Origin of the sequence: Streptococcus sp. HMSC065H07 (assembly GCF_001837325.1) — a bacterium.
Classification (GTDB): Bacteria; Bacillota; Bacilli; order Lactobacillales; family Streptococcaceae; genus Streptococcus; species Streptococcus salivarius_H.
Window position 1 is genome coordinate 22,366 of sequence record NZ_KV832038.1, and the last position, 24,607, is coordinate 46,972.

Annotated in this window: 23 protein-coding genes and 1 other annotated feature; of the genes, 18 read left to right on the top strand and 5 right to left on the bottom strand. The window is 41.1% G+C overall.

Features of this window, described 5'->3' with window-relative positions; translation table 11 throughout:
* The 4 genes from HMPREF2637_RS06310 to gorA form a co-directional block, all read left to right on the top strand.
* Positions 1-740, top strand: a 740-nt coding sequence (locus HMPREF2637_RS06310; protein ID WP_070839670.1) for a 1-phosphofructokinase, incomplete at its 5' end; no start/stop codon positions are given.
* The gene (locus HMPREF2637_RS06315) at positions 737-2,713 is read left to right on the top strand and encodes a PTS fructose transporter subunit IIABC (protein ID WP_064523699.1); all 1,977 of its coding nucleotides are present in this window, start codon (positions 737-739) and stop codon (positions 2,711-2,713) included. The genes HMPREF2637_RS06310 and HMPREF2637_RS06315, both read left to right, overlap by 4 nt.
* Before the next feature lie 142 nt (positions 2,714-2,855).
* Complete coding sequence (locus tag HMPREF2637_RS06320) at positions 2,856-3,533, top strand: hypothetical protein (protein WP_064523702.1); 678 nt, start codon at positions 2,856-2,858, stop codon at positions 3,531-3,533.
* Between the two features lie 156 nt (positions 3,534-3,689).
* Positions 3,690-5,042, top strand: a complete 1,353-nt coding sequence (gene gorA, locus HMPREF2637_RS06325) for a glutathione-disulfide reductase (RefSeq protein WP_070839673.1) — start codon at positions 3,690-3,692, stop codon at positions 5,040-5,042.
* Between the two features lie 426 nt (positions 5,043-5,468).
* Here the strand turns inward: gorA and HMPREF2637_RS06330 are convergent, their stop codons facing one another.
* Together HMPREF2637_RS06330 and HMPREF2637_RS06335 are read right to left on the bottom strand one after the other, a co-directional pair.
* Complete coding sequence (locus HMPREF2637_RS06330) at positions 5,469-6,725, bottom strand: bifunctional folylpolyglutamate synthase/dihydrofolate synthase (protein WP_070839676.1); 1,257 nt, start codon at positions 6,723-6,725, stop codon at positions 5,469-5,471.
* A 44-nt stretch (positions 6,726-6,769) separates the two neighbouring features.
* Positions 6,770-7,231, bottom strand: a complete 462-nt coding sequence (locus HMPREF2637_RS06335; RefSeq protein WP_070839679.1) for a DUF6556 family protein — start codon at positions 7,229-7,231, stop codon at positions 6,770-6,772.
* A gap of 108 nt (positions 7,232-7,339) precedes the next feature.
* Here HMPREF2637_RS06335 and HMPREF2637_RS06340 point away from each other — a divergent pair, with 108 nt between their 5' ends.
* The 13 genes from HMPREF2637_RS06340 (at position 7,340) to HMPREF2637_RS06400 (ending at position 20,261) form a co-directional block, all read left to right on the top strand.
* Positions 7,340-8,485 carry a cysteine desulfurase family protein gene (locus HMPREF2637_RS06340; RefSeq protein WP_070839682.1) on the top strand — a complete coding sequence of 382 codons (1,146 nt, stop codon included), beginning with the start codon at positions 7,340-7,342 and terminating at the stop codon, positions 8,483-8,485.
* Positions 8,486-8,539: 54 nt separating this feature from the next.
* The gene (gene thiI / locus HMPREF2637_RS06345; protein ID WP_002886671.1) at positions 8,540-9,763 is read left to right on the top strand and encodes a tRNA uracil 4-sulfurtransferase ThiI; all 1,224 of its coding nucleotides are present in this window, start codon (positions 8,540-8,542) and stop codon (positions 9,761-9,763) included.
* A gap of 105 nt (positions 9,764-9,868) precedes the next feature.
* On the top strand, positions 9,869-11,380 hold the full coding sequence (gene gtfA / locus HMPREF2637_RS06350; protein WP_002890077.1) for an accessory Sec system glycosyltransferase GtfA: 1,512 nt from the start codon (positions 9,869-9,871) through the stop codon (positions 11,378-11,380).
* On the top strand, positions 11,373-12,692 hold the full coding sequence (gene gtfB / locus HMPREF2637_RS06355; protein WP_070839685.1) for an accessory Sec system glycosylation chaperone GtfB: 1,320 nt from the start codon (positions 11,373-11,375) through the stop codon (positions 12,690-12,692). The genes gtfA and gtfB overlap by 8 nt, the downstream gene beginning before the upstream one ends.
* 4 nt (positions 12,693-12,696) lie before the next feature.
* Positions 12,697-13,233, top strand: coding sequence for a GNAT family N-acetyltransferase (locus HMPREF2637_RS06360; RefSeq protein ID WP_070839919.1), 537 nt, complete (start codon positions 12,697-12,699; stop codon positions 13,231-13,233).
* A 112-nt stretch (positions 13,234-13,345) separates the two neighbouring features.
* Positions 13,346-13,420: a sequence feature (ribosomal protein L21 leader region), on the top strand.
* A 40-nt stretch (positions 13,421-13,460) separates the two neighbouring features.
* Positions 13,461-13,775, top strand: a complete 315-nt coding sequence (rplU, locus tag HMPREF2637_RS06365; protein ID WP_002885597.1) for a 50S ribosomal protein L21 — start codon at positions 13,461-13,463, stop codon at positions 13,773-13,775.
* 35 nt (positions 13,776-13,810) lie between these two features.
* Positions 13,811-14,101 carry a 50S ribosomal protein L27 gene (rpmA, locus tag HMPREF2637_RS06370; protein WP_002885483.1) on the top strand — a complete coding sequence of 97 codons (291 nt, stop codon included), beginning with the start codon at positions 13,811-13,813 and terminating at the stop codon, positions 14,099-14,101.
* Between the two features lie 57 nt (positions 14,102-14,158).
* Positions 14,159-14,854 (top strand): GNAT family N-acetyltransferase, encoded by a 696-nt coding sequence (locus HMPREF2637_RS06375; RefSeq protein WP_070839688.1) that lies wholly within the window; start codon positions 14,159-14,161, stop codon positions 14,852-14,854.
* A 198-nt stretch (positions 14,855-15,052) separates the two neighbouring features.
* Positions 15,053-15,427 (top strand): DUF1149 family protein, encoded by a 375-nt coding sequence (locus HMPREF2637_RS06380; protein ID WP_002885550.1) that lies wholly within the window; start codon positions 15,053-15,055, stop codon positions 15,425-15,427.
* Position 15,428: 1 nt separating this feature from the next.
* Positions 15,429-16,271, top strand: coding sequence for a DegV family protein (locus tag HMPREF2637_RS06385; protein WP_070839692.1), 843 nt, complete (start codon positions 15,429-15,431; stop codon positions 16,269-16,271).
* A 59-nt stretch (positions 16,272-16,330) separates the two neighbouring features.
* Entirely contained in the window at positions 16,331-17,098 is a 768-nt protein-coding gene (gene dapB / locus HMPREF2637_RS06390; protein WP_037599586.1) for a 4-hydroxy-tetrahydrodipicolinate reductase, read from the top strand.
* Positions 17,095-18,297, top strand: coding sequence for a CCA tRNA nucleotidyltransferase (locus tag HMPREF2637_RS06395; RefSeq protein WP_070475710.1), 1,203 nt, complete (start codon positions 17,095-17,097; stop codon positions 18,295-18,297). The genes dapB and HMPREF2637_RS06395 overlap by 4 nt, the downstream gene beginning before the upstream one ends.
* 83 nt (positions 18,298-18,380) lie before the next feature.
* The gene (locus HMPREF2637_RS06400; RefSeq protein ID WP_070475713.1) at positions 18,381-20,261 is read left to right on the top strand and encodes an ABC-F family ATP-binding cassette domain-containing protein; all 1,881 of its coding nucleotides are present in this window, start codon (positions 18,381-18,383) and stop codon (positions 20,259-20,261) included.
* 78 nt (positions 20,262-20,339) lie between these two features.
* Here the strand turns inward: HMPREF2637_RS06400 and HMPREF2637_RS06405 are convergent, their stop codons facing one another.
* The 3 genes from HMPREF2637_RS06405 to HMPREF2637_RS06415 all read right to left on the bottom strand — a co-directional run bounded on the left by HMPREF2637_RS06405 (position 20,340) and on the right by HMPREF2637_RS06415 (position 22,837).
* Positions 20,340-20,843 (bottom strand): HdeD family acid-resistance protein, encoded by a 504-nt coding sequence (locus tag HMPREF2637_RS06405; RefSeq protein ID WP_021144633.1) that lies wholly within the window; start codon positions 20,841-20,843, stop codon positions 20,340-20,342.
* 69 nt (positions 20,844-20,912) lie between these two features.
* Positions 20,913-21,674, bottom strand: a complete 762-nt coding sequence (locus HMPREF2637_RS06410) for an NUDIX domain-containing protein (protein ID WP_070839695.1) — start codon at positions 21,672-21,674, stop codon at positions 20,913-20,915.
* Positions 21,675-21,730: 56 nt separating this feature from the next.
* A complete protein-coding gene (locus tag HMPREF2637_RS06415; RefSeq protein WP_070839698.1) occupies positions 21,731-22,837 on the bottom strand; it encodes an AAA family ATPase in 1,107 nt (368 codons plus the stop codon).
* Positions 22,838-23,195: 358 nt separating this feature from the next.
* Between HMPREF2637_RS06415 and gdhA the strand changes: the two genes are divergently transcribed.
* Positions 23,196-24,548 carry an NADP-specific glutamate dehydrogenase gene (gene gdhA / locus HMPREF2637_RS06420; protein ID WP_037597452.1) on the top strand — a complete coding sequence of 451 codons (1,353 nt, stop codon included), beginning with the start codon at positions 23,196-23,198 and terminating at the stop codon, positions 24,546-24,548.
* The last annotated feature ends 59 nt before the right edge of the window (positions 24,549-24,607 follow it).

A 24,607-nucleotide genomic window follows, 5' to 3' on the forward strand; every position in this document is an offset into this window, starting at 1 on the left:
TCATCGGTGGTTTTACAGGACGTTTTGTTACAGATGGTTTGGATGCAGAAGGTATTAAAACCAAGTTTGTAGCTGTGGATCAAGACACACGTATTAATGTTAAAATCAAGGCTGACCAAGAAACTGAAATTAACGGTGCAGGACCTGTCATTAATGAGTATCAATTGGCTGAATTGGAAGCAGTTCTTTCAAGTGTAAGTGCTGATGATGTGGTTGTTTTTGCTGGATCAGCACCAAGCAATCTTGGAAACAAGGTCTATAACAAATTGATTCCACTAGTGCGTGAAACTGGTGCACAGGTTGTCTGTGACTTTGAAGGTCAAACCTTGCTTGATTCCTTGGCCTACCAACCACTCTTGGTAAAACCAAATAACCATGAGTTAGAAGCTATTTTCAATGTCAAACTTAATGGTTTGGCTGATGTTGAAAAATATGCGCGTGAAATCCTTGCTAAGGGTGCACAGAACGTTATCATCTCAATGGCAGGTGATGGAGCTCTGCTTGTCACACCAGAGGCTGCTTACTTTGCCAAACCAATTAAGGGGACAGTTAAAAACTCTGTTGGTGCGGGTGACTCAATGGTTGCTGGTTTCACTGGTGAGTTTGTTAAATCAGGTGATCCAATTGAGGCTCTCAAGTGGGGAGTAGCATGTGGAACATCTACGGCTTTCTCAGATGACTTAGCGACAATTGAATTTATTAAAGAAACATACAATAAAGTAGAGGTAGAAAAACTATGAAAATTCAGGATTTACTGAACAAAAAAGTAATGTTGCTTGACCTTCAAGCAACTACAAAAGAAGCTGCTATCGATGAAATGATTAACAGCATGGTTGACAACGGTGTTGTGACTGACTTTGATGTTTTCAAAGCAGGTATTATGGCTCGTGAAGCACAAACATCAACTGGTTTGGGTGATGGAATCGCTATGCCACACAGTAAAAATGCTGCAGTAAAAGAAGCAACAGTACTTTTTGCTAAATCTAATAAAGGTGTAGATTACGAATCACTTGATGGTCAACCTACAGACCTCTTCTTTATGATTGCTGCTCCAGAGGGAGCAAATGACACTCACTTGGCAGCCCTTGCTGAGTTGTCAAAATATCTTATGCAAGATGGTTTTGCAGATCGTTTGCGTAAGGTGACTTCTCCAGATGAAGTGATTGCTGCTTTCAATACGGGTGAAGAAGAAGCACAGGCTGAGGAAGCTAAGAAAGCACAAGCTGTTAAAGAAGCAGCTTCAAGCGATAAACCACTTATCGTAGCTGTAACAGCTTGTACAACTGGTATTGCTCACACTTACATGGCTGAAGAATCACTGATTAAAACAGGTGAAGAAATGGGAGTCAATGTTCGTGTTGAAACTAACGGTGCGTCAGGTGTCGGAACACCATTGACTGCTGAAGAAATCAGAAAGGCTGTAGGTGTTATCGTAGCAGCAGACAAGGCAGTTGAAACAGCACGCTTTGATGGTAAAAAATTGCTTTCTAAACCAGTTGCAGCAGGTATCCGTCAACCTCAAGAATTAATCCAAAACATCTTGGATGGAAAAGCTGAAGTTTTCCATGCTGAAAATGCTGGAGCTGCTCAAGAATCAAGTGAGAAATTGAGCCTTGGTGGTGCCTTCTATAAACACTTGATGAGTGGGGTCTCACAAATGCTTCCATTCGTTATCGGTGGTGGTATCATGATTGCGCTTGCCTTCTTGCTCGACCAAATCATGGGTGTTCCCAAAGATCAATTGTCACAACTTGGTTCTTACCATGAAATTGCTGCTCAATTCAAAGCAATTGGTGGTGCTGCCTTTGGCTTCATGCTTCCAGTACTTGCAGGTTACATTGCTTACTCTATCGCTGAAAAACCAGGTTTGGTTTCAGGTTTCGTAGCTGGTGCTATTGCTTCAAGTGGTGCTGCCTTTGGTGGTGTTCCATTTGGTTCAGGTGGTAAAGCAACCCTTGCCCTTGCTGGTGTATCTTCAGGTTTCCTTGGAGCTCTTGTTGGTGGTTTCCTTGCAGGTGGTGTTATCCTCGTTCTTCGTAAACTCTTGGCAGGTATTCCACGTGCTCTTGAAGGAATCCGTTCTATCTTGCTCTTGCCACTTCTAGGTGTATTTGCTACAGGTTTCTTGATGTTGGCAGTGAATATCCCAATGGCAGCAATCAATACTGGTCTTAATAACTTCTTGTCAAGCTTGTCAGGAAGCTCAGCCGTACTACTTGGTCTCCTTGTTGGTGGTATGATGGCAGTGGATATGGGTGGACCAGTCAACAAAGCAGCTTATGTCTTTGGTACAGGTACTCTCGCAGCAACAGTGACTTCAGGTGGTTCAGTTGTTATGGCAGCAGTTATGGCAGCTGGTATGGTTCCTCCATTGGCAGTCTTTGTAGCGACACTCTTATTTAAAGATAAATTTACCGAAGAAGAACGCAACTCTGGTTTGACAAACATCGTTATGGGACTCTCATTCATCACTGAAGGTGCAATCCCATTCGGTGCAGCTGACCCAGCACGCGCTATCCCAAGCTTTATCGTCGGTTCAGCTCTTACAGGTGCTCTTGTAGGTATGGCAGGAATCAAATTGATGGCACCACACGGAGGTATCTTCGTTATTGCCCTCACATCAAATGCCCTTCTCTACCTTCTCTTCATCTTGATTGGTGCTGTGGTATCAGGTATCCTTTTCGGATTCCTCCGCAAACCACTTGATAAATAAGATATGATTAAACAATCTCGTTGAGTTCGGGGTTGTTTTTTAGTTGGATAAAATTTTGTATAAGTTTTTCTTATATTTTTAGATAATTCAACAAAATGTTTATGCTATAATATATCTTAAAATATAATTTAAGGAGAATGTTTTGAAAAATAATCAGAAACAATCACCTATTTACAAGTTCTTTAGGTCATTTAAAAATGTGTTTGATTCCTTCTGGAGGTTTATGATAAAACCAAATAAAAATAATCAAATAAGTTGGTGGAAGTTTGTTGTCTTGATTTTTGTTATGCTCACGATTTTTGCCAGAATTATTGGTATATTAACAGGACTCTCTGGGGCACGACATGGTGAAGAATCGAGTCTAATATCTGTCAACGATGAGTATTTAGTAGGAAGTGAAAATTCTACTACAGCTCGGAGTTCCTCTTCAGGTTTGATTAGTAGCTCTAGTTCATCCTCAAGTTCGACTAGTAGCTCCAGTTCCTCTTCAATTATGTCATCTAGCTCATCTCTAAATGACATAACCGAGTTGTCTGCTGATGAATTTACTAGCAGTTTTGATATGGGACAATTAGAAACTAATAAGAAATATAAAATTACGGCATCTTTGGTTTCCAAGGATAACTGGGGAATGAATGGTGATAGGACATATTACAATATATTTATAAGTGGGGCAGACCCTGACGGAAAAGTAGGAGATTTTCAATTACGAACAACAAAAAGTGTAGGAGAATCTTTGAAAAATGCAGACAGTGCTACACTAGTGTTGCGTGAGGGGACAGATAGCTTTGTTTATGTAGTATCTGTGGTAGCACAATAATATTAAATTTATGAGAGCGCCTAAAGGTGCTTTTAGTTTACTAAAAGTACTGTCGTAGCAGATTTTTGTCAGGGTACCTATTTTATGATAAAGTATAGGCAGAAATGGCTTATCTAGTAGCTAATACGCTGTATAAAGAAACATAAGAGGTAAAATATGGTAAAAGAATACGATTATATTGTCATTGGTGGTGGCTCTGGCGGGATTGCCAGTGCTAATCGTGCTGCTATGCACGGCGCTAAGGTTATTCTCTTTGAAGGAAAAGAGGTCGGCGGTACCTGTGTCAATGTGGGTTGTGTGCCTAAAAAGGTCATGTGGTATGGTGCTCAGGTTGCTGAGACTCTTCACCGCTATGCGGGCGAGTATGGCTTTGATGTGACGGTTAATAAGTTTGATTTTGCAAGGCTTAAGGCCAATCGTCAGGCTTATATCGACCGTATCCATGGTTCTTATGAGCGTGGTTTTGACAGCAATGGCGTTGAACGTGTCTACGAGTATGCAAGATTTGTTGACCCTCATACGGTTGAAGTGGCGGGGGAGCTTTATACAGCACCCCATATCCTTATTGCGACAGGTGGTCATGCTCTTTATCCAAATATTCCAGGTAGTGAATATGGGATTACTTCTGATGGTTTCTTTGAGTTAGATGAGGTACCAAAACGTACAGCTGTTATCGGTGCTGGCTATATCGCCGTTGAGGTTGCTGGTGTTCTCAATGCTCTTGGAAGTGACACGCATCTCTTTGTTCGTAAGGATCGCCCATTACGTACCTTTGACAAGGATATTATCGATGTCTTAGTCGATGAGATGGCTAAATCAGGTCCGACCCTTCACACGCATGCTAATGCTACAGAAGTAGTGAAAAATGATGACGATTCTTTGACCATTAGCTTTGACAATGGAGAAACGATCACTGTTGATTGCCTCATTTGGGCCATTGGACGTGTAGCCAATACTTCTGGTTTTGGTCTTGAAAAGACAGGCGTTGAGTTGACTGAACGAGGTAACATTTATTCAGACGCCTTTGAAAATACATCTGTTCCTGGTATATATGCTCTGGGAGATGTGACTGGTAAACTAGATTTGACGCCAGTTGCAGTCAAGGCGGGACGTCAATTATCAGAGCGACTCTTCAACAATAAAGCCGATGCTAAGCTTGATTACACTGATGTAGCCACTGTGGTCTTTAGCCACCCAGTCATTGGTTCTGTTGGTTTGACTGAGGAAAAAGCAATTGCTAAATATAGTGCGGAGAATATCAAGGTCTATAAATCTAGTTTCACTCCAATGTATACGGCTCTTGGAGATAATCGTCAGCCGTCAACCATGAAATTAGTAACACTAGGTGAGGATGAAAAAATCATCGGTCTTCACGGTATTGGGTATGGTGTCGATGAGATGATTCAAGGCTTCTCTGTGGCTATTAAGATGGGAGCAACTAAGGCTGATTTTGATAATACGGTTGCCATTCATCCAACTGGTTCAGAAGAATTTGTAACGATGAGATAAAAAGGTGAAGTCTGTCCCCCTAAATGGATAGACTTTTCTTTGTGTCTGAATGGCCTCAATTGAAAGTGATCGCAAGGAAGTCCCTTGCGAATTTCCATAGCCTTTTTGGCTATGGAAACCATTCATCCAACCGGTTCAGAAGAGTTTGTAACGATGAGATAAAAAGGTGAAGTCTGTCTACTTAAATGGATAGACTTTTCTTTATGTCTGAATGGCCTCAATTGAAAGTGATCGCAAGGAAGTCCCTTGCGAATTTCCATAGCCTTTTTGGCTATGGAAACCATTCATCCAACCGGTTCAGAAGAATTTGTAACGATGAGATAAAAGGGTGAAGTCTGTCTAGCCAAATAGATAGACTTTTCTTTATGTTCAAATAACAACCTATATTTTGTGTGTAACTGTATATTGTCTAAATAAAAAAGACCTTTAGGCCTTTCTTTCGTTTAATAAGTAGTTTCTTACTTCTGAGATAAAGTAAAGGGATCCTGTGACAACAAATAGGTCATCAGAATCTGCTGATTCAGCTTTTGCTAGCCATTCTCTATAGTCGGCCGCACATTTGAAGTTTTGAGGATAGTCATCCAAGGGCAGTGCTTCAAAAAAGTCAAAGCTGGTTACCGTAATATCATAATCTTTCAATTCTTCTAGTAAGTTTGCTAAAGGTTTTCGTCTCAGTCCTGCAAAGAGGATGTGGATTTTACGATTGGTAAAGTTATCTTTTAGTACCTGATTTAAGCTGGCAATTCCTTGAGGGTTATGGGCACCGTCTAGATAAATATTGTTTCCTATCCACTCACTACGACCAGGCCAGTGTGTGTCACAAATACCATCTTGAATGCTCTTATTAGTAATCTTAGGAAATGTTGGAGTCAAGAGATGGGCAGCAGTGACAGCTAACCCAGCATTGTTTTCTTGATGTCGTCCTAGCATTGGTAGCTTAAGATCTGGACTTTCCCAATGGTCATAAGAAACTTGGATCGTTTGGTTGTCTTTCGGAAGCAGCTGAATTTCCCTATCAATGACGGCTAAAGGAGCTTGTAGGTCATGTGATTTTTGGTTGAAAAAATGTTCAACTTCTGCAGAGACACGACCAAGTAAGATAGGTGTGTTTTCTCGCATGACGCCTGCTTTATGATTGGAGATGTCCAAAAGGTTATTGCCCAAGGTTTCAGTGTGATCAAAGCCAATTGAAGTACAGATGACAAGCTCTGGCGAAAGGACATTGGTCGAATCAAGGCGTCCACCAATACCTGCTTCAATGATAGCCATATCAACCTGTTTAAGGTCGAAGTAGAGGAACATGAGTAAGGTGACCAACTCGAATTCCGTTGGTCGGTCAAAAGCAGTGTGCTCTTCTAAATCATCAAGAAGAACCTGAGCTTTCTCGACAAGGCTAATCAAATCCTTATCAGGGATTTCTGTGCCGTTTATACTAATACGTTCGTTGAAACGAGTAATATAAGGTGAGGTAAAGGTCCCGACCTGATAGCCTGACTTTGTTAGGATATTTTGTAGGTAGCTTGTTGTTGATCCCTTACCGTTGGTCCCGACAATATGTACCGTTGGAAAGTGAGTCTGAGGGTTTCCGGCTTGTTTCAAAAGCCAACGCATACGTTCGAGTTGAGGGCGACGGCCATTGCCCTTGAAAGAATGGATAAAATTTAGAGTTTCTGTATAGTTCATAGGATTATAGAAAAAAGGCAGGGTTTCCTAGCCTTTTACATGTCTTAGTTAGAAGCGGCGTCACCAGTTGTTGCACCACCAGTAGTCGCATTGCCAGATGTTGTGTCTGCAGTAGCTGCTGATGAAGAAGTAGTCGTATTGCCACCAGTTGTTGTATCTGCTGATGAAGAATAGGTGTTAGTTCCTGCTTGGCTACTTGTTGCTGTGTCGGAATCAGTCGTATTTCCATAGCTAGATGAAGAAGTGCTAGATTCTTGGGTCTTATTGTTACCCTCTTTAATGACTACAGTTGACTGATTGGATGATGAATCAGAAGTGTCCTTATTTTTAGATGATGTAAAATTCATGATAGTGATTGAAGCTACAATGATTGACAAGATTGTCCCGACAGCAGTAAGGACTTTTTGGAAGGCAGTAAAGCCTTTTGTAACGTGTTCAGTCACCTTTGGTGCAGATTTTTTTTCTTCTTTTGATGAATGATTACGGCGTGAGTAATTTTCAGACATGATGCTCTCCTTAAAAATATTTCGTACTTTCTATTATATGATTTTCTCGCAAAAATTGCTAAAAAAATTATGCTATAATAAATAGTAAATAAAAATCGAGGAAAAATCATGATTTATTTTGATAATTCGGCCACGACGGTGCCTTATCCAGAGGCACTTAGAACCTATCAAGAAGTGGCTACTAAAATTTTTGGGAACCCATCCAGCCTACACCAATTAGGAACATCTGCGACACGTATTTTGGAGGCTTCTCGTAAGCAAGTTGCGGAACTCATTGGAAAATCAGCCGATGAGATTTTCTTTACGTCTGGAGGAACCGAAGGTGATAACTGGGTCATCAAAGGTGTAGCTTTCGAAAAAGAGCCTTACGGCAATCACATCATTGTTTCTGATATTGAACACCCTGCGGTAAAAGAATCTGCCAAATGGCTTTCAGAACATGGTTTCGAGGTATCTTATGCACCAGTAAATGAGCAAGGGTTTGTGGATGTTGAAGCTCTTGCTGGATTATTACGCCCTGACACAATCTTGGTTTCGGTTATGGCTGTTAATAATGAAATCGGATCAATTCAACCTATTCAAGCCATCTCAGATCTCTTGGTTAATGAGCCTACCATATCTTTTCATGTGGATGCTGTCCAGGCTATTGGAAAGATTCCACTATCGTCCTATTTAACTGACCGTGTAGATTTTGCGACTTTTTCTGGTCACAAGTTTCATGCTGTTCGTGGTGTCGGTTTTGTCTACAAAAAGGCAGGGAAAAAGATTACGCCACTCTTAACTGGTGGTGGCCAAGAAAAAGATTTTCGTTCAACGACTGAAAATGTTGCCGGCATTGCGAGTATGGCCAAGGCCTTGCGCTTGGTAACTGACAAAGAGGAATTTTCTCTTCCTAAAATTGCCAAGATGAAAAAGATTATCTTTGACGAATTGGCTAAGTACGAGGACATTTCTATTTTCTCAGGTGAGGGTGAGGGTTTTGCTCCCAATATTTTGACCTTTGGAATCAAGGGTGTTCGAGGTGAAGTTATTGTCCATGCTTTTGAAGAGCATCAAATTTACATTTCAACGACATCAGCATGTTCATCTAAGGCGGGTAAACCAGCGGGAACCCTTATTTCTATGGGTGTACCGACTAAGTTAGCTCAAACGGCCGTTCGTATCAGTCTTGATGATGACAATGATATGGGACAGGTGGAACAGTTCCTCACGATTTTCAAGCAGGTCTACGCCAAGACACAAAAAGTGAGATAGCAAGATTTAATCGATTAAACAATAAAACTAAATTCAAATTTAAAAGGAAAAGGAATGACACTAACATATTCAGAAATTATGGTTCGCTATGGTGAATTGTCTACCAAGGGCAAAAACCGTATGCGCTTTATCAATAAACTTAGAAATAACATCAAGGATGTTCTATCCATCTATCCAGATGTTAAAGTGACTTTTGACCGAGACCGTGGTCACATCTACCTCAACGGTACAGACTATGAGCCAGTAGCAGAGTCTTTGAAGCAAATTTTTGGTATTCAAGCCTTTAGTCCTGTTTACAAGTTTGAAAAAGATGTCGAGGTCTTGAAAAAGGCTGTTCAAGATATTATGACTGGGCTCTATCGTGACGGCCTTACCTTTAAGGTGACTGCCAAACGTAGTGATCACGACTTTGTTTTAGATAGTCGCGAGCTCAACCTTACTTTAGGAAATGCTGTATTTGATGTATTGCCTGACATCAAGGCCCAGATGAAGGGGCCAGATGTCAATCTGAAGGTAGAAATTCGTGCTGAGGCCGCTTATATTTCTCATGAGGAAATTAAGGGAGCAGGTGGATTACCTGTAGGGACTGCAGGCAAAGGAATGCTCATGCTTTCAGGCGGGATTGACTCGCCAGTGGCAGGTTACTTAGCTCTTAAACGTGGTGTAGATATTGAGGCTGTTCACTTTGCAAGTCCTCCTTACACTAGCCCTGGTGCACTGAAAAAGGCTCAAGATTTGACCCGTAAGTTGACCAAGTTTGGTGGTAATATTCAGTTCATCGAAGTACCATTTACTGAAATTCAAGAGGAAATCAAAGAAAAAGCACCTGAGGCTTATTTGATGACCTTGACGCGTCGTTTTATGATGCGTATTACTGACCGCATTCGAGAAGAACGTCGAGGTCTTGTGATTATCAATGGTGAGAGTCTTGGTCAGGTTGCCAGTCAGACTATGGAGTCTATGCAGGCGATTAATGCTGTTACATGTACGCCAGTGATTCGCCCAGTTGTCACTATGGACAAGTTGGAAATCATTGATTTGGCACAAAAAATTGATACCTTTGACATTTCCATCCAACCTTTTGAGGATTGCTGTACTATCTTTGCACCTGACCGTCCAAAGACTAATCCAAAAATCAAAAACGTTGAACAATATGAACGTCGTATGGATGTTGAAGCCTTGGTTGAACGTGCGGTTGCGGGAATCATGGTGACTGAAATCACACCTATTGAAGAAGCGCAAGACGAAGTGGATACACTTATTGAAGACTTGCTCTAGTCTAGGAGGATATAGTACTAACATAGTAGTATTTAGGTGCTACTAGAGTTAGGTATGTCCAAAAAGAAATGTCGATGTTGAGCTTTTACCCAGAAAGGAAAATACATGACTGTTTATAACATCAATTTAGGAATCGGTTGGGCATCAAGTGGTGTTGAGTACGCCCAGGCCTATCGTTCTACAATTTTCAAAAACACAGGTATTAAGGCCAAATTTGTCTTTATGGATATGTTCCTGCAGGACAATCTTTCAGATTTGACCCGTAACATGGGGTTTGAAGATGAAGACGTCATCTGGCTGTACAGCTATTTTACAGACCTGAAAATTGCTCCAACGACCTATACTGTCAAGGATTTGGAAAAGGAAATACCTTATGACATCACGCGTCGTGAGATTAATGGCAAGGTGGTTAAGCTCTTTTGTGCCAAGGAAGATATTTTTTATGCAGCCTACTTGCGTAAAGAGGGTGAAGATATCGTTCACCGTGTGGAAAAAGTATCGCGTGGTTGCTTAATTCGTAAAGACTTTTACTCTTACACTAAGATGTTCACGGAGTACTACACCCCTGTAGATAACAAGGCCCACCTCTATCAACGTCGTTTCTTCAATGAGGATGGTAGTGTTGCTTATGATGAAATTGTTGATGGTAAGGATAGTGTCTTCCGTTTCCCAGATAAGATTTTGTCATCTAAACATGAATTTATCGCCTACTTCATGTCGCAACTTGGTCTAACTGATCAGGATATCGTTATCTTGGACCGTGCCACTGGTACGGGACAGGCTGTTTTCCGTAATACTAAACCTGCTAAGCTTGGAGTTGTTGTCCATGCAGAGCACTTTAGTGAAAATGCTGTGACAGACAAGACTATTCTTTGGAATAACTTCTATGAGTACCAATTCAGCAATGCAGATAAGGTTGATTTCTTCATCACAGCGACAGAGCGTCAACGTAGCATTATGCTAGATCAGTTCAACAAATACACACCATTTACACCTAATATCGTAACGATTCCTGTGGGAAGTTTGGATAAACTGAGAGAGCCTGAGGGAGAGCGTAAACCATTCTCAATCATCACAGCTTCACGTTTGGCCAATGAAAAACACGTAGATTGGTTGGCTAAGGCTGTTGTTAAGGCTAAAGAAAGTCTTCCACAAGTGAACTTTGATATCTTTGGTACAGGTGCTGAAGAAGCTAAGCTTAAGGCCATTATCGAGGAAAATCACGCTCAGGATTACATCCATCTTAAGGGTCACCAAGATTTAACAGAAGTCTACAAGGATTACGAACTTTACCTATCAGGTTCTAAGAGTGAAGGTTTTGGCTTGACACTTCTAGAAGCTGTTGGATCGGGCCTTGGTATGATTGGTTTTGATGTCCGTTATGGGAACCAAACTTTTATCAAGGATAATGAAAATGGTTACCTCATCCCTCGATTTGAAAAAGATGACGAGCTTGCTATTGTGGCTGCCTTGGCAGAGAAAATTGTAGCTTTCTTCAATCGTTCAGATTTAGATCATGTTCATCAAGTCTCTTATGATATCGCCAAAGGCTTTTTGACAGAGGAAATCGAGCAGAAGTGGCTTAACTTAGTAAAGGAGATGACTAATCATGATTAATTTATTTGAGAACTATAGTCAAGGTAGTTGGGATCTCCATTACTCGCTGATTGTTGCTGGCTATGTAAATACAACAGTTTGTCTTTCAGATGATGGCTTTCTGCCTAGTGATGTGACCTCACCTTACCTTTATTTCACTGGTTTTGACAAGGTTCATGGTTCTGCACTTTACTTTAATCAGGTTCCTGTGCCTGATTACTGGGAAATTTTAGGAACAAATAGCAACGCGGAAATCTTCCGTTTTGATAAGAAACGTGGTCATATTCACTATGCACATCCTGCTCATCAGCGTCTAGTTAAAGCTGTGGATTGGTATGATGAGTCAGGTCGCCTGCGTGTGACTGATCGCTACAATAATAAGGGTTATCGTTTCTCACAAACAACTTACAATGTTAAGCAAGAAGCGACCATTACTAGTTATTTCACTCCAGATAACAAGGAAGTTATCGTCATTAACCATTTGACCAAAGACGTTATCTTGAATTGGAAAGACAAGGTCTACATTTTCAAAAACAAATCGGAGTTTGTAGTCTTTTATCTTAAAGAAGCTGGCTATGATTTGCGACGTATCCTTTATAACTCCTTGTCAACGCCTTTCTTGACAGCTATGAATCTTCCGAATTCTGGTCAAGATGTCCTCTTCTGGCAAGAGCCTATCACTGATTCAGTCCCTGGGAATATGCGCCTCCTTCTTGATAGCAATCACCGTCAAACTAAGATTGTAGTGCAAGAATACACGGCATATACGAATCTTCTAAAGTTGGTTAGTCCAGAGCAGGCTTCTCGCGTGGCCTTTCTCGGATTCATGTATCCATTTGCTCGTCAGAATAATTTCCAAAATCAAGCACTGATCTTGACCAACTCAGATCAGATTGAACACTTGGAAAACATTGTTAGTGAAGTGCCTACCATGCACTACCATATTGGTGCAATCACTGAAATGTCAAGTCGTTTGATGGATTTAGCTAAATATAGTAATGTTAGCCTTTATCCGAATATTACAACAGAACAGGTTAAGCGTCTCTATCAAGAGGCTGATTTCTATTTAGATATTAACCACCAAAATGAAATCCTGTCAGCGACACGTGCTGCCTTTGAAAATAACCTGCTTATCCTGGCTTTCACGAACACAAGCCATGGTCCAGATTATACTGCACCAAGCAATATTTTCTCAGCTATGAATGCTGGGCAATTTAAACAAACCCTTAAAGAAGCTTTGGGCAACCGTGACTTCCTTAGTCACTTGCTTGATCGTCAACGTGAGCATGCTCATGTGGCGACACCAGAAGATTATAAGAAGGTTATTGGTTAGGGAAATGACACTAGAGGTTCGTAACATTTATCCTCTGACACCAACATTCAAGAAGGTCGCTTCACTTTATGAAGCGGCTTTTCCTGTGGAGGAGAGGCTCCCACTCTGGCAATTGTCTTGGAACAGTTTGAAAAATGGACAATCTTTCTTGGCTTATTTTGATCAAGAAGTTTTTATTGGTTTTACCTATGCAATTTGTACTGATAACCTGGTCTACCTACTCTTTCTTGCGGTTGAGGAAAGTAAACAGTCTCAGGGTTACGGTAGTCAGATTTTGGCACAAGTTAAGAAAAAAGCAGGAGAACGACCGTGTGTGCTTACGATTGAACCTATGGATGAGGAGCAAGTCTCTAATCGGGCTCAACGTCTAAAACGTTTAGCATTTTATAAACGAAATGGCTATCAGGCATTGAATCACTTCTATTTTGAAGGAAGTGAACGCTATCAAATTTTGACAACGGATAAGAGCCTTTCCTTAGTTGATCTGGAGCGGGCTCTAGCTAAGACTTTCCTAGGAAGATATGGAATAAGAGTTGATTAGGGTAATCGCTACTTTGATAAATTTCAATGAGCAGAATAAGAATAATCAAAATAACTTTTTCTCTTGTCATTAGAGGGAAAAAATGATAGAATTGTAACGTTGACTAAATGCACGTCCTGTGCAACCGCACGACTACTGTTTACAAGTGGGTTCGGCCCCGCAGTACTAGGCGAGTCTTCACAGAGGGAAACCTCAGACACATTAAAAATTTTAATAGGAGGTGCATCATGAGCACATACGCAATCATCAAAACTGGTGGAAAACAAGTTAAAGTTGAAGTAGGTCAAGCGATCTACGTTGAAAAAATCAACGCTGAAGCTGGATCAGAAGTAACTTTTAACGAAGTTGTTCTTGTCGGTGGTGATAAAACTGTAGTAGGTACTCCAGTTGTTGAGGGAGCTACTGTTGTCGGAACTATCGAAAAACAAGGTAAACAAAAGAAAGTTGTTACTTTCAAATACAAACCTAAAAAAGGTAGCCACCGTAAACAAGGTCACCGTCAACCTTATACAAAAGTTGTTATCAACGCTATCAACGCGTAAGTTAGCGACTAATCACTAAGAAAGGACACAATCTTATGTTGAAAACTCTTGAAAACTTGCAACTTTTCGCCCACAAAAAAGGTGGGGGTTCTACTTCCAATGGTCGTGATTCACAAGCTAAACGTCTTGGTGCTAAAGCAGCTGATGGACAAACTGTATCAGGTGGATCAATCCTTTACCGTCAACGCGGTACACACATCTACCCAGGCGTAAACGTAGGCCGTGGTGGTGACGATACACTCTTCGCTAAAGTTGAAGGTGTTGTACGTTTCGAACGTAAAGGTCGCGACAAAAAACAAGTATCTGTATACCCAGTTGCTAAATAATTAAGCTAAAGTCTGCACTTTTGTGTAGGCTTTTCTTTATGAAAAAAGGAGAATCCTATGCCTTTAAATCACTACCAACAAGAAGTAGGGCCAAGTCTAGCAGATGCCAGTCCAGGTAAAATGCCAGATGTTGCTCTATTAGAAGGTCGTTATTGTAGCGTTGAACATTTGACAGTGGCAGAGCATTATGAGGACATTTTAGACTTTTACTTTACTAATCAGATTCTTTCGGATTGGACCTATATGTATGCGGACCCTTTTGAATCTGAAGAAGCTGTACGTCAGTGTTTAGAGGATTATGAGCAATCCCAGAATCCTTATTTCTTTGCCATCAGAGATAAGGCTTCAGGTAAGGTTCTAGGAACCTTTTCACTCATGGCTATTACACCGAAAAATCGCAGTGTTGAGATGGGGCGAGTGATTTTAGCACCTGCCTTACAAAAGACTCGAGCAGCTACAGAAGCTCAATACCTGCTTATGAAATATGTCATTGAAGATCTTAACTATCGTCGTTATGAGTGGAAATGTGATAGTCTCAACCGCCCTTCTGCCAATGCTGCCATGCGTTTAGGGTTCACCTATGAGGGGCGTTTTCGTAACCATGCTATCTATAAGGGACGTAGCCGTGATACGGACTGGTTCTCGATTATTGACAGTGAGTGGCTAGTACTTAAGAAACGATTTGAGAATTGGTTGTCTCCTGAGAATTTTGATGAACAGGGACAGCAGAAACGTTCTTTGAGGGATTGTTAGCTGTCAATGTAAGGCTCTTTTCTGATGAAGGAGCCTTATTTTAGTGTTCTTAGACCTAAATCAAAGCTCCTACTTTTCTAGTGATTATTATTACTGTCAAACTCAGTCTAAATACTCATTTTTCTGTCAATAATATTCCCATAATAAAGCATATTTATGCTATAATAAAGAGTAATTGTATCAAGGAGAATATGACTAATGGATTTAATTCGCGAAAAAGTATTTGTTAACCGTTACCACTATGATGTTCGTAACCATGAGTGGGAAAAAGAGAATGGTGTGCCTAAAACAAATGTTGAAGTAACTTTCCAGTTGCACAATAAAGATGAAGAAGCTAACAATACGTCTGTTGTAGCTGTTTTGCAATTTATGATTGTCCGTGATGAGTTTGTTATCTCAGGGATTGTTTCTCAAATGGACCATATTCAAAACCGTATCGTCAATGAACCAAAAGACTTCTCACAAGAAGAAGCAGAAGCCTTGGCTGCACCGCTCTTGGATACGCTTCAACGTTTGACTTATGAAGTAACTGAAATTGCCTTGGATCGCCCAGGTATCAACTTGGAGTTCTAAGATGTCTCTTGCAGTTATTACGGATTCATCGGTTAATCTCCCTGCTGAGATTCAGGGCCATGCTGATGTTTATGTTTTAGATATTCCAGTCATCATTGAGGGGCAGCCTTTTGTTGAAGGAAAAAACTTGGATGTCAATCAGTTTTATGAACAAATGGCAAACTCTGAGGAACTGCTCAAGACATCACAACCAAATCTAGCTGACTTGGATAACTTGCTTATGGAGTTGGAGGCGGAATGTTATACCCATGTCATTGGGCTTTTCCTTTCTTCAGGAATCTCTGGTTTTTGGGCCAATAGTCAGTTTTTGATTGAGGACCATGCCAAGTTGAAGATTGCTTTTCCTGATACAAAAATCACAGCAGCTCCTATGGGAGCTATGGTGAGAAATGTTTTGCATTGGTCAGCCCAAGGAATGTCTTTTGAGAACATTTTGAAGAAGCTTGAGGAGCAAGTTGACCAAACGACGGCCTATATTCTTGTGGATGATCTTAATCATCTGGTTAAGGGTGGTCGTTTGTCGAATGGTTCGGCGATTTTAGGAAATCTTTTGTCTATCAAACCTATTTTGAATTTTAATGACGAAGGAAAAATCGTTGTTTTTGAAAAGGTGCGTACAGAGAAGAAAGCTGTGAAACGTTTGGTTGCCCTAGCTGAGGAAAATCGTGAAATGGAGCTTAGTATCCTTCACACTAATGCTCCTGAAAAAGCTGAGGAATTTAAAAGACAGCTAGAAGCACAGGGAATTAGCGTTTCAACAGTGGTATCCTTATGTGCCGTAATTGCGACACACTTGGGTGAAGGAGCACTAGTGTTAGGTCTAACACCTAAATTTACCAAATAAGTACTATCCATGTGGGATGGGCTTGTCTATGATTAAAATCAATAGAGAGGAAAAATGACATGTCTATTAAAGTTATTGTTGCTGGATTTAAAGGAAGAATGGGTTCAACTGCGGTTGAGATGGTCAAGGGAGATGACGAATTGACTTTGGCTGCCTTGCTTGACCCATTTGCGACAGAAAAAGAAGTGGACGGTATTCCTGTCTTCACAGATAAAGCGGATTTGGTTGGCTTTGATGCAGATGTCTGGGTGGATTTCACTATGCCTGCTGTTGCCTATGAAAATACTCGTTTTGCTTTGGAGAATGGTTTTGCACCAGTTGTGGGTACAACAGGATTTACTGAAGCACAAATTCAGGAATTAACAGACCTTTCTAAAGACAAGTCTATTGGTGGTTTGATTGCGCCTAACTTTGCTATTGGTGCTATCCTTCTTATGAAGTTTGCGGCAGAAGCCAGCAAATATTTCCCAGATCTTGAAATCATTGAGCTTCACCATGACAAGAAAAAGGATGCGCCTTCAGGTACAGCAGTGAAAACAGCTGAACTTATTCGTGAGGTTCGCGAAACGAAACGTCAAGGTGCTGAGGATGAGGTGGAAACACTTGCTGGAGCACGTGGTGCAGAGTTTGATGGTTTCCGTATTCACAGTGTACGTTTGCCAGGACTTGTGGCTCACCAAGAGGTTATCTTTGGTGCTCAAGGAGAAGGTTTGACCTTGCGTCATGATTCTTATGACCGTATATCCTTTATGGGTGGGGTTAACCTCGGTATTAAAGAAGTGGTTAAACGTGATCAGCTTGTTTATGGTTTGGAACATTTACTATGAGATTAAGTTATTTGCCTTCTGAGTTTCAGAAGGCTTTACCAATATTAGAGAAGATTAAGGCTGCGGGTTTTGAGGCTTACTTTGTTGGTGGTTCGGTACGAGATGCCCTTCTTAACCGCCCCATTCATGATGTAGATATTGCTTCGTCTTCATATCCTGAAGAGACCAAGCAGATTTTCGAGCGTACGGTGGATATCGGTATTGAGCATGGGACCGTTTTGGTCTTGGAAAATGGCGGTGAGTATGAAGTGACGACCTTCCGAACAGAGGACGTCTATGTAGATTACCGTCGTCCGTCTAGCGTGTCCTTTGTGCGTTCATTGGAAGAAGATCTTAAGCGTCGTGATTTTACAGTCAATGCTTTTGCTCTTAATGAAAATGCTGAGGTTATCGACAAGTTCAATGGTCTAGCTGATTTGGACAACCGTGTCTTAAGGGCTGTTGGTAAGGCTGAGGAACGCTTTAACGAGGATGCCCTTCGTATCATGCGAGGACTACGTTTTGCCGCGAGCTTAGACTTTGATATCGAAGAAAAGACTTTTCAGGCTATGACCAGCCATGCCCCACTTCTGGAAAAGATCTCGATTGAGCGAAGTTTCATCGAGTTCGATAAGTTGCTTTTGGCCCCACATTGGAAAAAGGGAATCAAGGCACTTCTAGCGACTAAGGCTTATCAGTACCTTCCGGATTTTCAAGAAACTGCTGAAGAATGGCAGTCTTTTGTGGCAGACTATGTGGAGGACTTTAGATTTACAAGTTCTGAACAGGCTTGGGCGGCAACTCTTTTGGCTCTCAAGCATGATAATCCACGCTCTTTCCTAAAAAAATGGAAGACGTCTGTTAATTTCCAAAAGACAGTTCAGTCCTTGATTGAGATTTTCAATTTCCGTTTGGAGAGAGTCGTGACTAAACAAGATGTTTATCAGTATGGTAAGGAGCTCTTAGAAGCGGCTGAAACTTTGAGACAGGCTCAGGGCTTGGACGTCGATTATGAGCGTATTGCCGATTTGGATGGTCAGTTGCTCATCCATGATAAGCACGAAATCGTTGTGAATGGTGGCACGCTGATGAAGGAGCTAGGATTCAAACCTGGTCCGGACCTTGGACGTGCACTTAAAGCCATTGAAAATGCCATCGTTGATGGGAAACTAGCTAATGACAAGGAAGCCATTATGGCCTTTGTTCAAGCGATGAAATAAGTCTACGGACGTTATAAAAATGACACACCGCTACAGAGCATGCGTAGGATCCGTAGCGGTGTTATTTGTAAGAAGGAAGTAAGATGTCAGATTTCATTGTTGAAAAATTAACCAAGTCCGTTGGAGATAAGACGGTTTTTAAAGAGATTTCATTCATTATTCATGATTTGGATCGTATTGGGATTATTGGTGTCAATGGGACAGGTAAGACAACCTTGCTAGATGTTGTCTCTGAGCGTATTGGTTTTGATGGTGATGTGTCACCTTTCACTAAGGCTAATGGCTATAAGATTGCTTATTTGACTCAGGAGCCAGAATTTGATGATAGCAAGACAGTGCTTGATACTGTCTTGTCATCAGACCTTCGTGAGATGGCTTTGATTCGTGAATATGAAACCCTTATGGCAGATTATTCTGAGGAGAATCAATCTCGTTTAGAGAAGGTTATGGCTGAGATGGATAGTCTTGATGCTTGGTCCATTGAGAGCGAGGTTAAGACGGTTTTATCTAAGCTAGGATTGTCAGACCTCTCGCAAAAGGTCGGGGACCTCTCAGGTGGTCTTCGTCGCCGTGTGCAGTTGGCTCAGGTTCTCTTGAATGATGCAGATCTCCTGCTCTTGGATGAGCCAACCAACCATTTGGATATTGATACTATTGCTTGGTTGACGAATTTTCTCAAGTCTTCTAAAAAGACGGTACTCTTTATTACCCACGACCGTTATTTCTTGGACAATGTAGCCACACGTATCTTTGAGTTAGACCAGGCTAATCTGATTGAATACCAGGGGAATTATCAAGACTATGTGCGTCTAAAGGCCGAACAAGATGAACGAGATGCAGCAGCTCTTCACAAGAAAAAGCAACTCTATAAGCAGGAGTTGGCATGGATGCGAACGCAACCACAGGCACGTGCGACCAAGCAACAAGCTCGTATCAATCGTTTTAAGGAGCTTAAGGGTGAGGTTCACCAAACGGTTAATAATGACGATCTTGAAATTAATTTTGAGACTAGCCGTATTGGTAAGAAAGTAGTGAACTTCGAGCATGTCGATTTTGCTTATGAAGATGGCAAGCAAATTCTCAGTGATTTCAATCTTATCATGCAAAACCGTGATCGTATCGGTATTGTTGGGGATAATGGTGTCGGGAAATCGACCTTGCTCAATCTGATTAATGGTGACCTTGTGCCTACAGCTGGTGTCCTGGATATTGGTGAGACGGTACGTATTGGCTATTTCTCGCAGCAAATTAAGGACATGGATGAGAGCAAGCGTGTCATTAACTACTTGCAAGAAGTTGCAGATGAGGTTAAGACAACGGTTGGGACAACCAGTATCACAGAGCTCTTAGAGCAATTCCTTTTCCCTCGTTCTACCCATGGGACACAGATTGCTAAGCTCTCTGGTGGGGAAAAGAAACGTCTTTATCTACTTAAGATTCTGATTGAAAAGCCTAACGTTCTGCTCTTGGATGAGCCGACAAATGATTTGGACATTGCGACTTTGACGGTTTTGGAAAACTTCCTTAATGGTTTTGGCGGCCCTGTCGTTACCGTAAGTCACGACCGCTATTTCTTGGACAAGGTGGCTAACAAGATTCTAGCCTTTGAAGAGGGTGGTGTGCGAGAGTTCTTTGGTAACTACACTGACTACCTTGATGAAAAAGCCTTCTTCCAAGAGCAAGCAACCCTCTTAGAGAAGGAAAAAGAGCAAGCTAGCGCTAAAGTTGAGAAAGTCAAAGAAGACAAAAAACGCATGAGCTACTTTGAAAAACAAGAGTGGGCGACCATCGAGGATGAGATTGCTGACCTTGAAGCTAAAATCGAAGAGATTGAAGCAGCTATGCTTGAAAATGCTAGCGATTATGGACAGTTAGCTACCCTTCAACGTGATTTGGATGCTACTAACGAAACTTTACTTGAAAAGTATGAACGCTATGAGTATTTGAGTGAGCTAGAGGGATAAGCTCTTTAGTAATCAAAGTATGACAAAAGCCTTGCATATGCAAGGCTTTTTTATGTTTATGTAGTGTCTAGTTTCTTCCTACCACAAGCGGAATGAAAAGGAGAGGACTGAAACACCCGTAAAGATAATTAAGGAAGCTACTAAGCGCCCAATAAGAAATGCTGAGAAAAACGGAGCGCTAAAGAGCAAGAGCCCAAATACCAAACAAATCAAGGCGACTGACAGGGCAGGTTGTCCTGAGAAACCGAATTGACGTTGGCGATAAGCTTGAAAGCCTTGTGTAAAGGCTGAGACAAGAAGCCACCAAGCGATAATGGTTACAGCTACACCTGAGAGTACCCATGCTGATGTTGATAGCAAAATAATTCCAAAAACAATGGAAATGATACTCTGAAGTAGTTGGAAGAAGGAGCGGTTTTCGTTATCTCGTTTAAAATAAACCATGAGACTTGAAACACCAGATACCAGCATTACTAGGGCAAATAGCCAACCAACGATGGCAAGAAGATTTGTAGGATTAGCGAAGAAAAAGACACCCAAGAGTGTAATGAGAATGCCACTAATCAATGTAAAACTTTTCATAGGATACCTCTTATTAATTTTTCTTAATACTACTATGTAAGTATCAAATTGTCAAACAAAGACCTTACTTTAGAGTGGTTTGATATGATAAGTGTAGGTGGCAGCCTTTCTGGTTCTAGTGGCTACCTGACGACCTGTTTTTTGGAAGAGGTGTTTAAAGCGACGCAAGAAATTTGTGGAATCCATCTTGAGGTAGTCTTCATTGAAGGTACCAAAAAGTTGGCGGTAGGTGGTCAAGGTGTTTTCCTCGGGCATAATGGAGAGGATAGTTGGATAGTATTCGAGTCGTCCCTTGATACGTTCCATAGCTGTTAAGAGAATTTCCCAATGGTCAAAGGCAAGGTCATCATGTGACAGCGTCTTGTCACCATCAACAAGTTGCAGTTGACCGTCTACCATGGCAATGTCTAACCAATGCGTAGACGCCGCATCGTCGGCCGCCTTTTCTACTTGAATATCATTAAAAGTCATGAAGCAGAGATAAGCCACTGTGATAGTCCACATCCGAGGATCCCGATAAGGTGTTCCCACTGTAATGAGTTGCTCAATGTGATCAGGGTTGAGCTTAACGGATGTTTCCTCCTGAACTTCGCGACAGACAGCTAAATTGAGATCCTCTTGCTCCTGAACGAAGCCACCACTGAGAGCATATTTTCCCATGAAGGGATGATTTTTTCGCTTGATAAGTAAGGTTTGGACTCTTCCTTCATAATAGCGGAAGATGACCGAGTCAACGGTCACTGAGGGCTTCACGTACTTATCCATTTCTTCTCGCCGATAGATGTCCAAAAATTCCTTTTCACCACCAGAGTTTTCGAAGGTTTTAGTCATAGGTTTCCTCCTTTATTTATTGTAAGTTCAAATGATGATGGCTTTACATCAGTCTTCTAAATCTCGATGTGTAGACGTTCCTTGATTGCCTTCTTAGCGTGATGGTAGTTATCCGCAAAGAAGCTGTCGCTATTACTATTTTCCCCTAAAATAACGATTTTATCCTTAAATGGTGATAGGAGGTCTAAGAGGTGCTGGGTAAACCAGTCACGTGTTTGGTTATCAGCCATAGTCATGTCACGGAAACCATCATCCACATAGTTTGATTTTGGCAGAATCACAAAAATCAAATCCCACTTTTCACGGGCCTGGGTTACCTGATAGAGCCTATCCAGCATATCAAATTCTTCTTTAGAAATATTTTCTTTCAAATAGTAATCGATATAAACCTTGGTGACTGTTGAGTTGGTGTCGGCAAAAATAAGACCCGAATGCTGCCCTTTGTCAATGATATCAGAGGTCTGGGCATATTGATCTGTTAGGAGGTGAATATAGTCGTTGGTATCTAACTCGTCATCTCGTACATTATACTTTTCTTGATACTCCCTAGCATATTCAAGAGAGCAGGGAGCGTTGTAAGTTCGGGCCAAATCTTTAACAAGAGTAGTTTTTCCACCACTAGCAGAGCCCACGACAAGGACCTTACGAGTAAAGTGACGGCGGAAAGGCTTGGTGATAAAACGCCAATTTTCCATAGGATTGTCGCGAATCTCGGTAGCAGAGATGTTGATAATAGAGCGTTCGATGAGTTCTACCTGAGCTTGAGGATAATAGCGATTGAGCTCGGTCACGTACTCTGGCTCTCCAACATAAAAGGTAATCTTTTCAGGATTATCCGTATTTTTAGAGATAAGCTCTTTGACACGATTAACCCAAGGTACCCATCCCTCGGGATAGGCTGGCATCCCAGCCTCATCCAGTTTATCCACAACGACTAATTCATCATCATAGAAAACTTCTCGAACATAACGGAAACGGCGGTTGAGTGATAGGCCTGCGCGTGTCCCCCGATCTTCTTGTGTGTTGCTGCCACTTACGATGACGAGCACATTGTCATTAGCGCGTTTTGCCTTGGTAATAAGGTCAACGTGCCCAACATGCATTGGAGCGAAAGTTCCAAAAACAATGCCGATGTGCTTTCCTGATAATTGCTTTCTTTTCATAAAAAATGATCCTTTTCAAGATTTAGTAAAATTACTAAATTCATAATAACATAGTTGGAGATCTTTGTAAATGTAAAAATAGTAAATTTACTAAATTGTTTTTAGGCTATTTTAGCTTTAAAGTTGAAAAAAAGTTTAAAAAATTTTGGAGAAAAACTAGAAAAATAGAATCCGTTTACATTGTTGAATTGACAACTTTTTAGGAGTATCTTAAAAAAAGATAGATCACTTGCTATGTCATAAAAGCTAACATAAAAATCAAAAAAATAGCAGAAAATACTTGACAAGAAGATTCTGAAAATTTATACTATTCATGTAATTAAATTACTAAGGTAATTATTTGAAAGGAAACATTGATATGACAACAGGTAAAGAGTACGTTGCTAGCGTTTTTGAAAAAGTGAAAGCTCAAAATGGCCATGAGGCTGAGTTCCTTCAAGCAGTTGAAGAAGTTTTCGATTCACTTGTTCCTGTCTTCGATAAATATCCTAAATATATTGAAGAAAACCTTTTGGAACGTTTGGTTGAACCAGAACGTATCGTTTCATTCCGTGTGCCATGGGTTGACGATAAAGGACAAGTACAAGTAAACCGTGGTTTTCGTGTACAATTCTCATCAGCTATTGGTCCTTACAAAGGTGGTCTTCGTTTCCACCCATCAGTAAACCAATCAATCATTAAATTCCTTGGTTTCGAACAAATCTTTAAAAACTCATTGACTGGTCAACCAATCGGTGGTGGTAAAGGTGGATCAAACTTCGATCCTAAAGGTAAATCAGATAACGAAATCATGCGTTTCTGCCAAAGCTTCATGACTGAATTGAGCAAACACATTGGTGCAGATACAGACGTACCTGCAGGTGATATCGGTGTTGGTGGACGTGAAATTGGTTATCTCTATGGCCAATACAAACGTCTTCGTAATGAGTACACAGGTGTTCTTACTGGTAAAGGTTTGAACTGGGGTGGATCACTTGCTCGTACAGAAGCAACTGGTTACGGTGCTGTTTACTTTGCAGAACAAATGCTTAATGCACGTGGTGAAAACTTTAACGGTAAAACAGCAGTTGTTTCAGGTGCTGGTAACGTTGCCATCTACGCTATTGAAAAATTGCAAAGCCTAGGTGCTAAAGCGGTAACATGTTCTGACTCATCTGGTTTTGTTTATGATCCAGACGGAATCGACGTTGACTTGTTGAAAGAAATCAAAGAAGTTAAACGTGAACGTATCGTTAAATATGCAGAAGCTCGTCCAAATGCAACCTTCACACCTGCTGGTGGTGAAAAGACAGTTTGGTCTATCAAAGCTGACTTGGCATTCCCATGTGCAACTCAAAATGAATTGGATGAAACAGATGCAGAAACACTTGTAGCAAATGGTGTATTGGCTGTTTCAGAAGGTGCTAACATGCCTTCAACTTTGGGAGCTATTGATGTCTTCCTTAAAGCTGGTGTATCATTTGGTCCTGCCAAAGCTGCTAACGCTGGTGGTGTTGCTGTATCAGCTCTTGAAATGGCACAAAACAGCGGACGTACACAATGGACATTCGAAGAAGTTGATGCTAAACTTTACGATATCATGAAAGGTATCTACGAAAATGCCGCAGCAGCTGCTAAAGAATTTGGTCATGAAGGTAACCTTGTTGTGGGTGCCAACATCGCTGGATTCCTTAAAGTTGCAGACGCTATGTCAGCTCAAGGTATTGTTTAATTAACAGCCTTGACCTGATTAATAAGCCTCTCGATAAAATAAGAAAAGAAGCCTGCGGG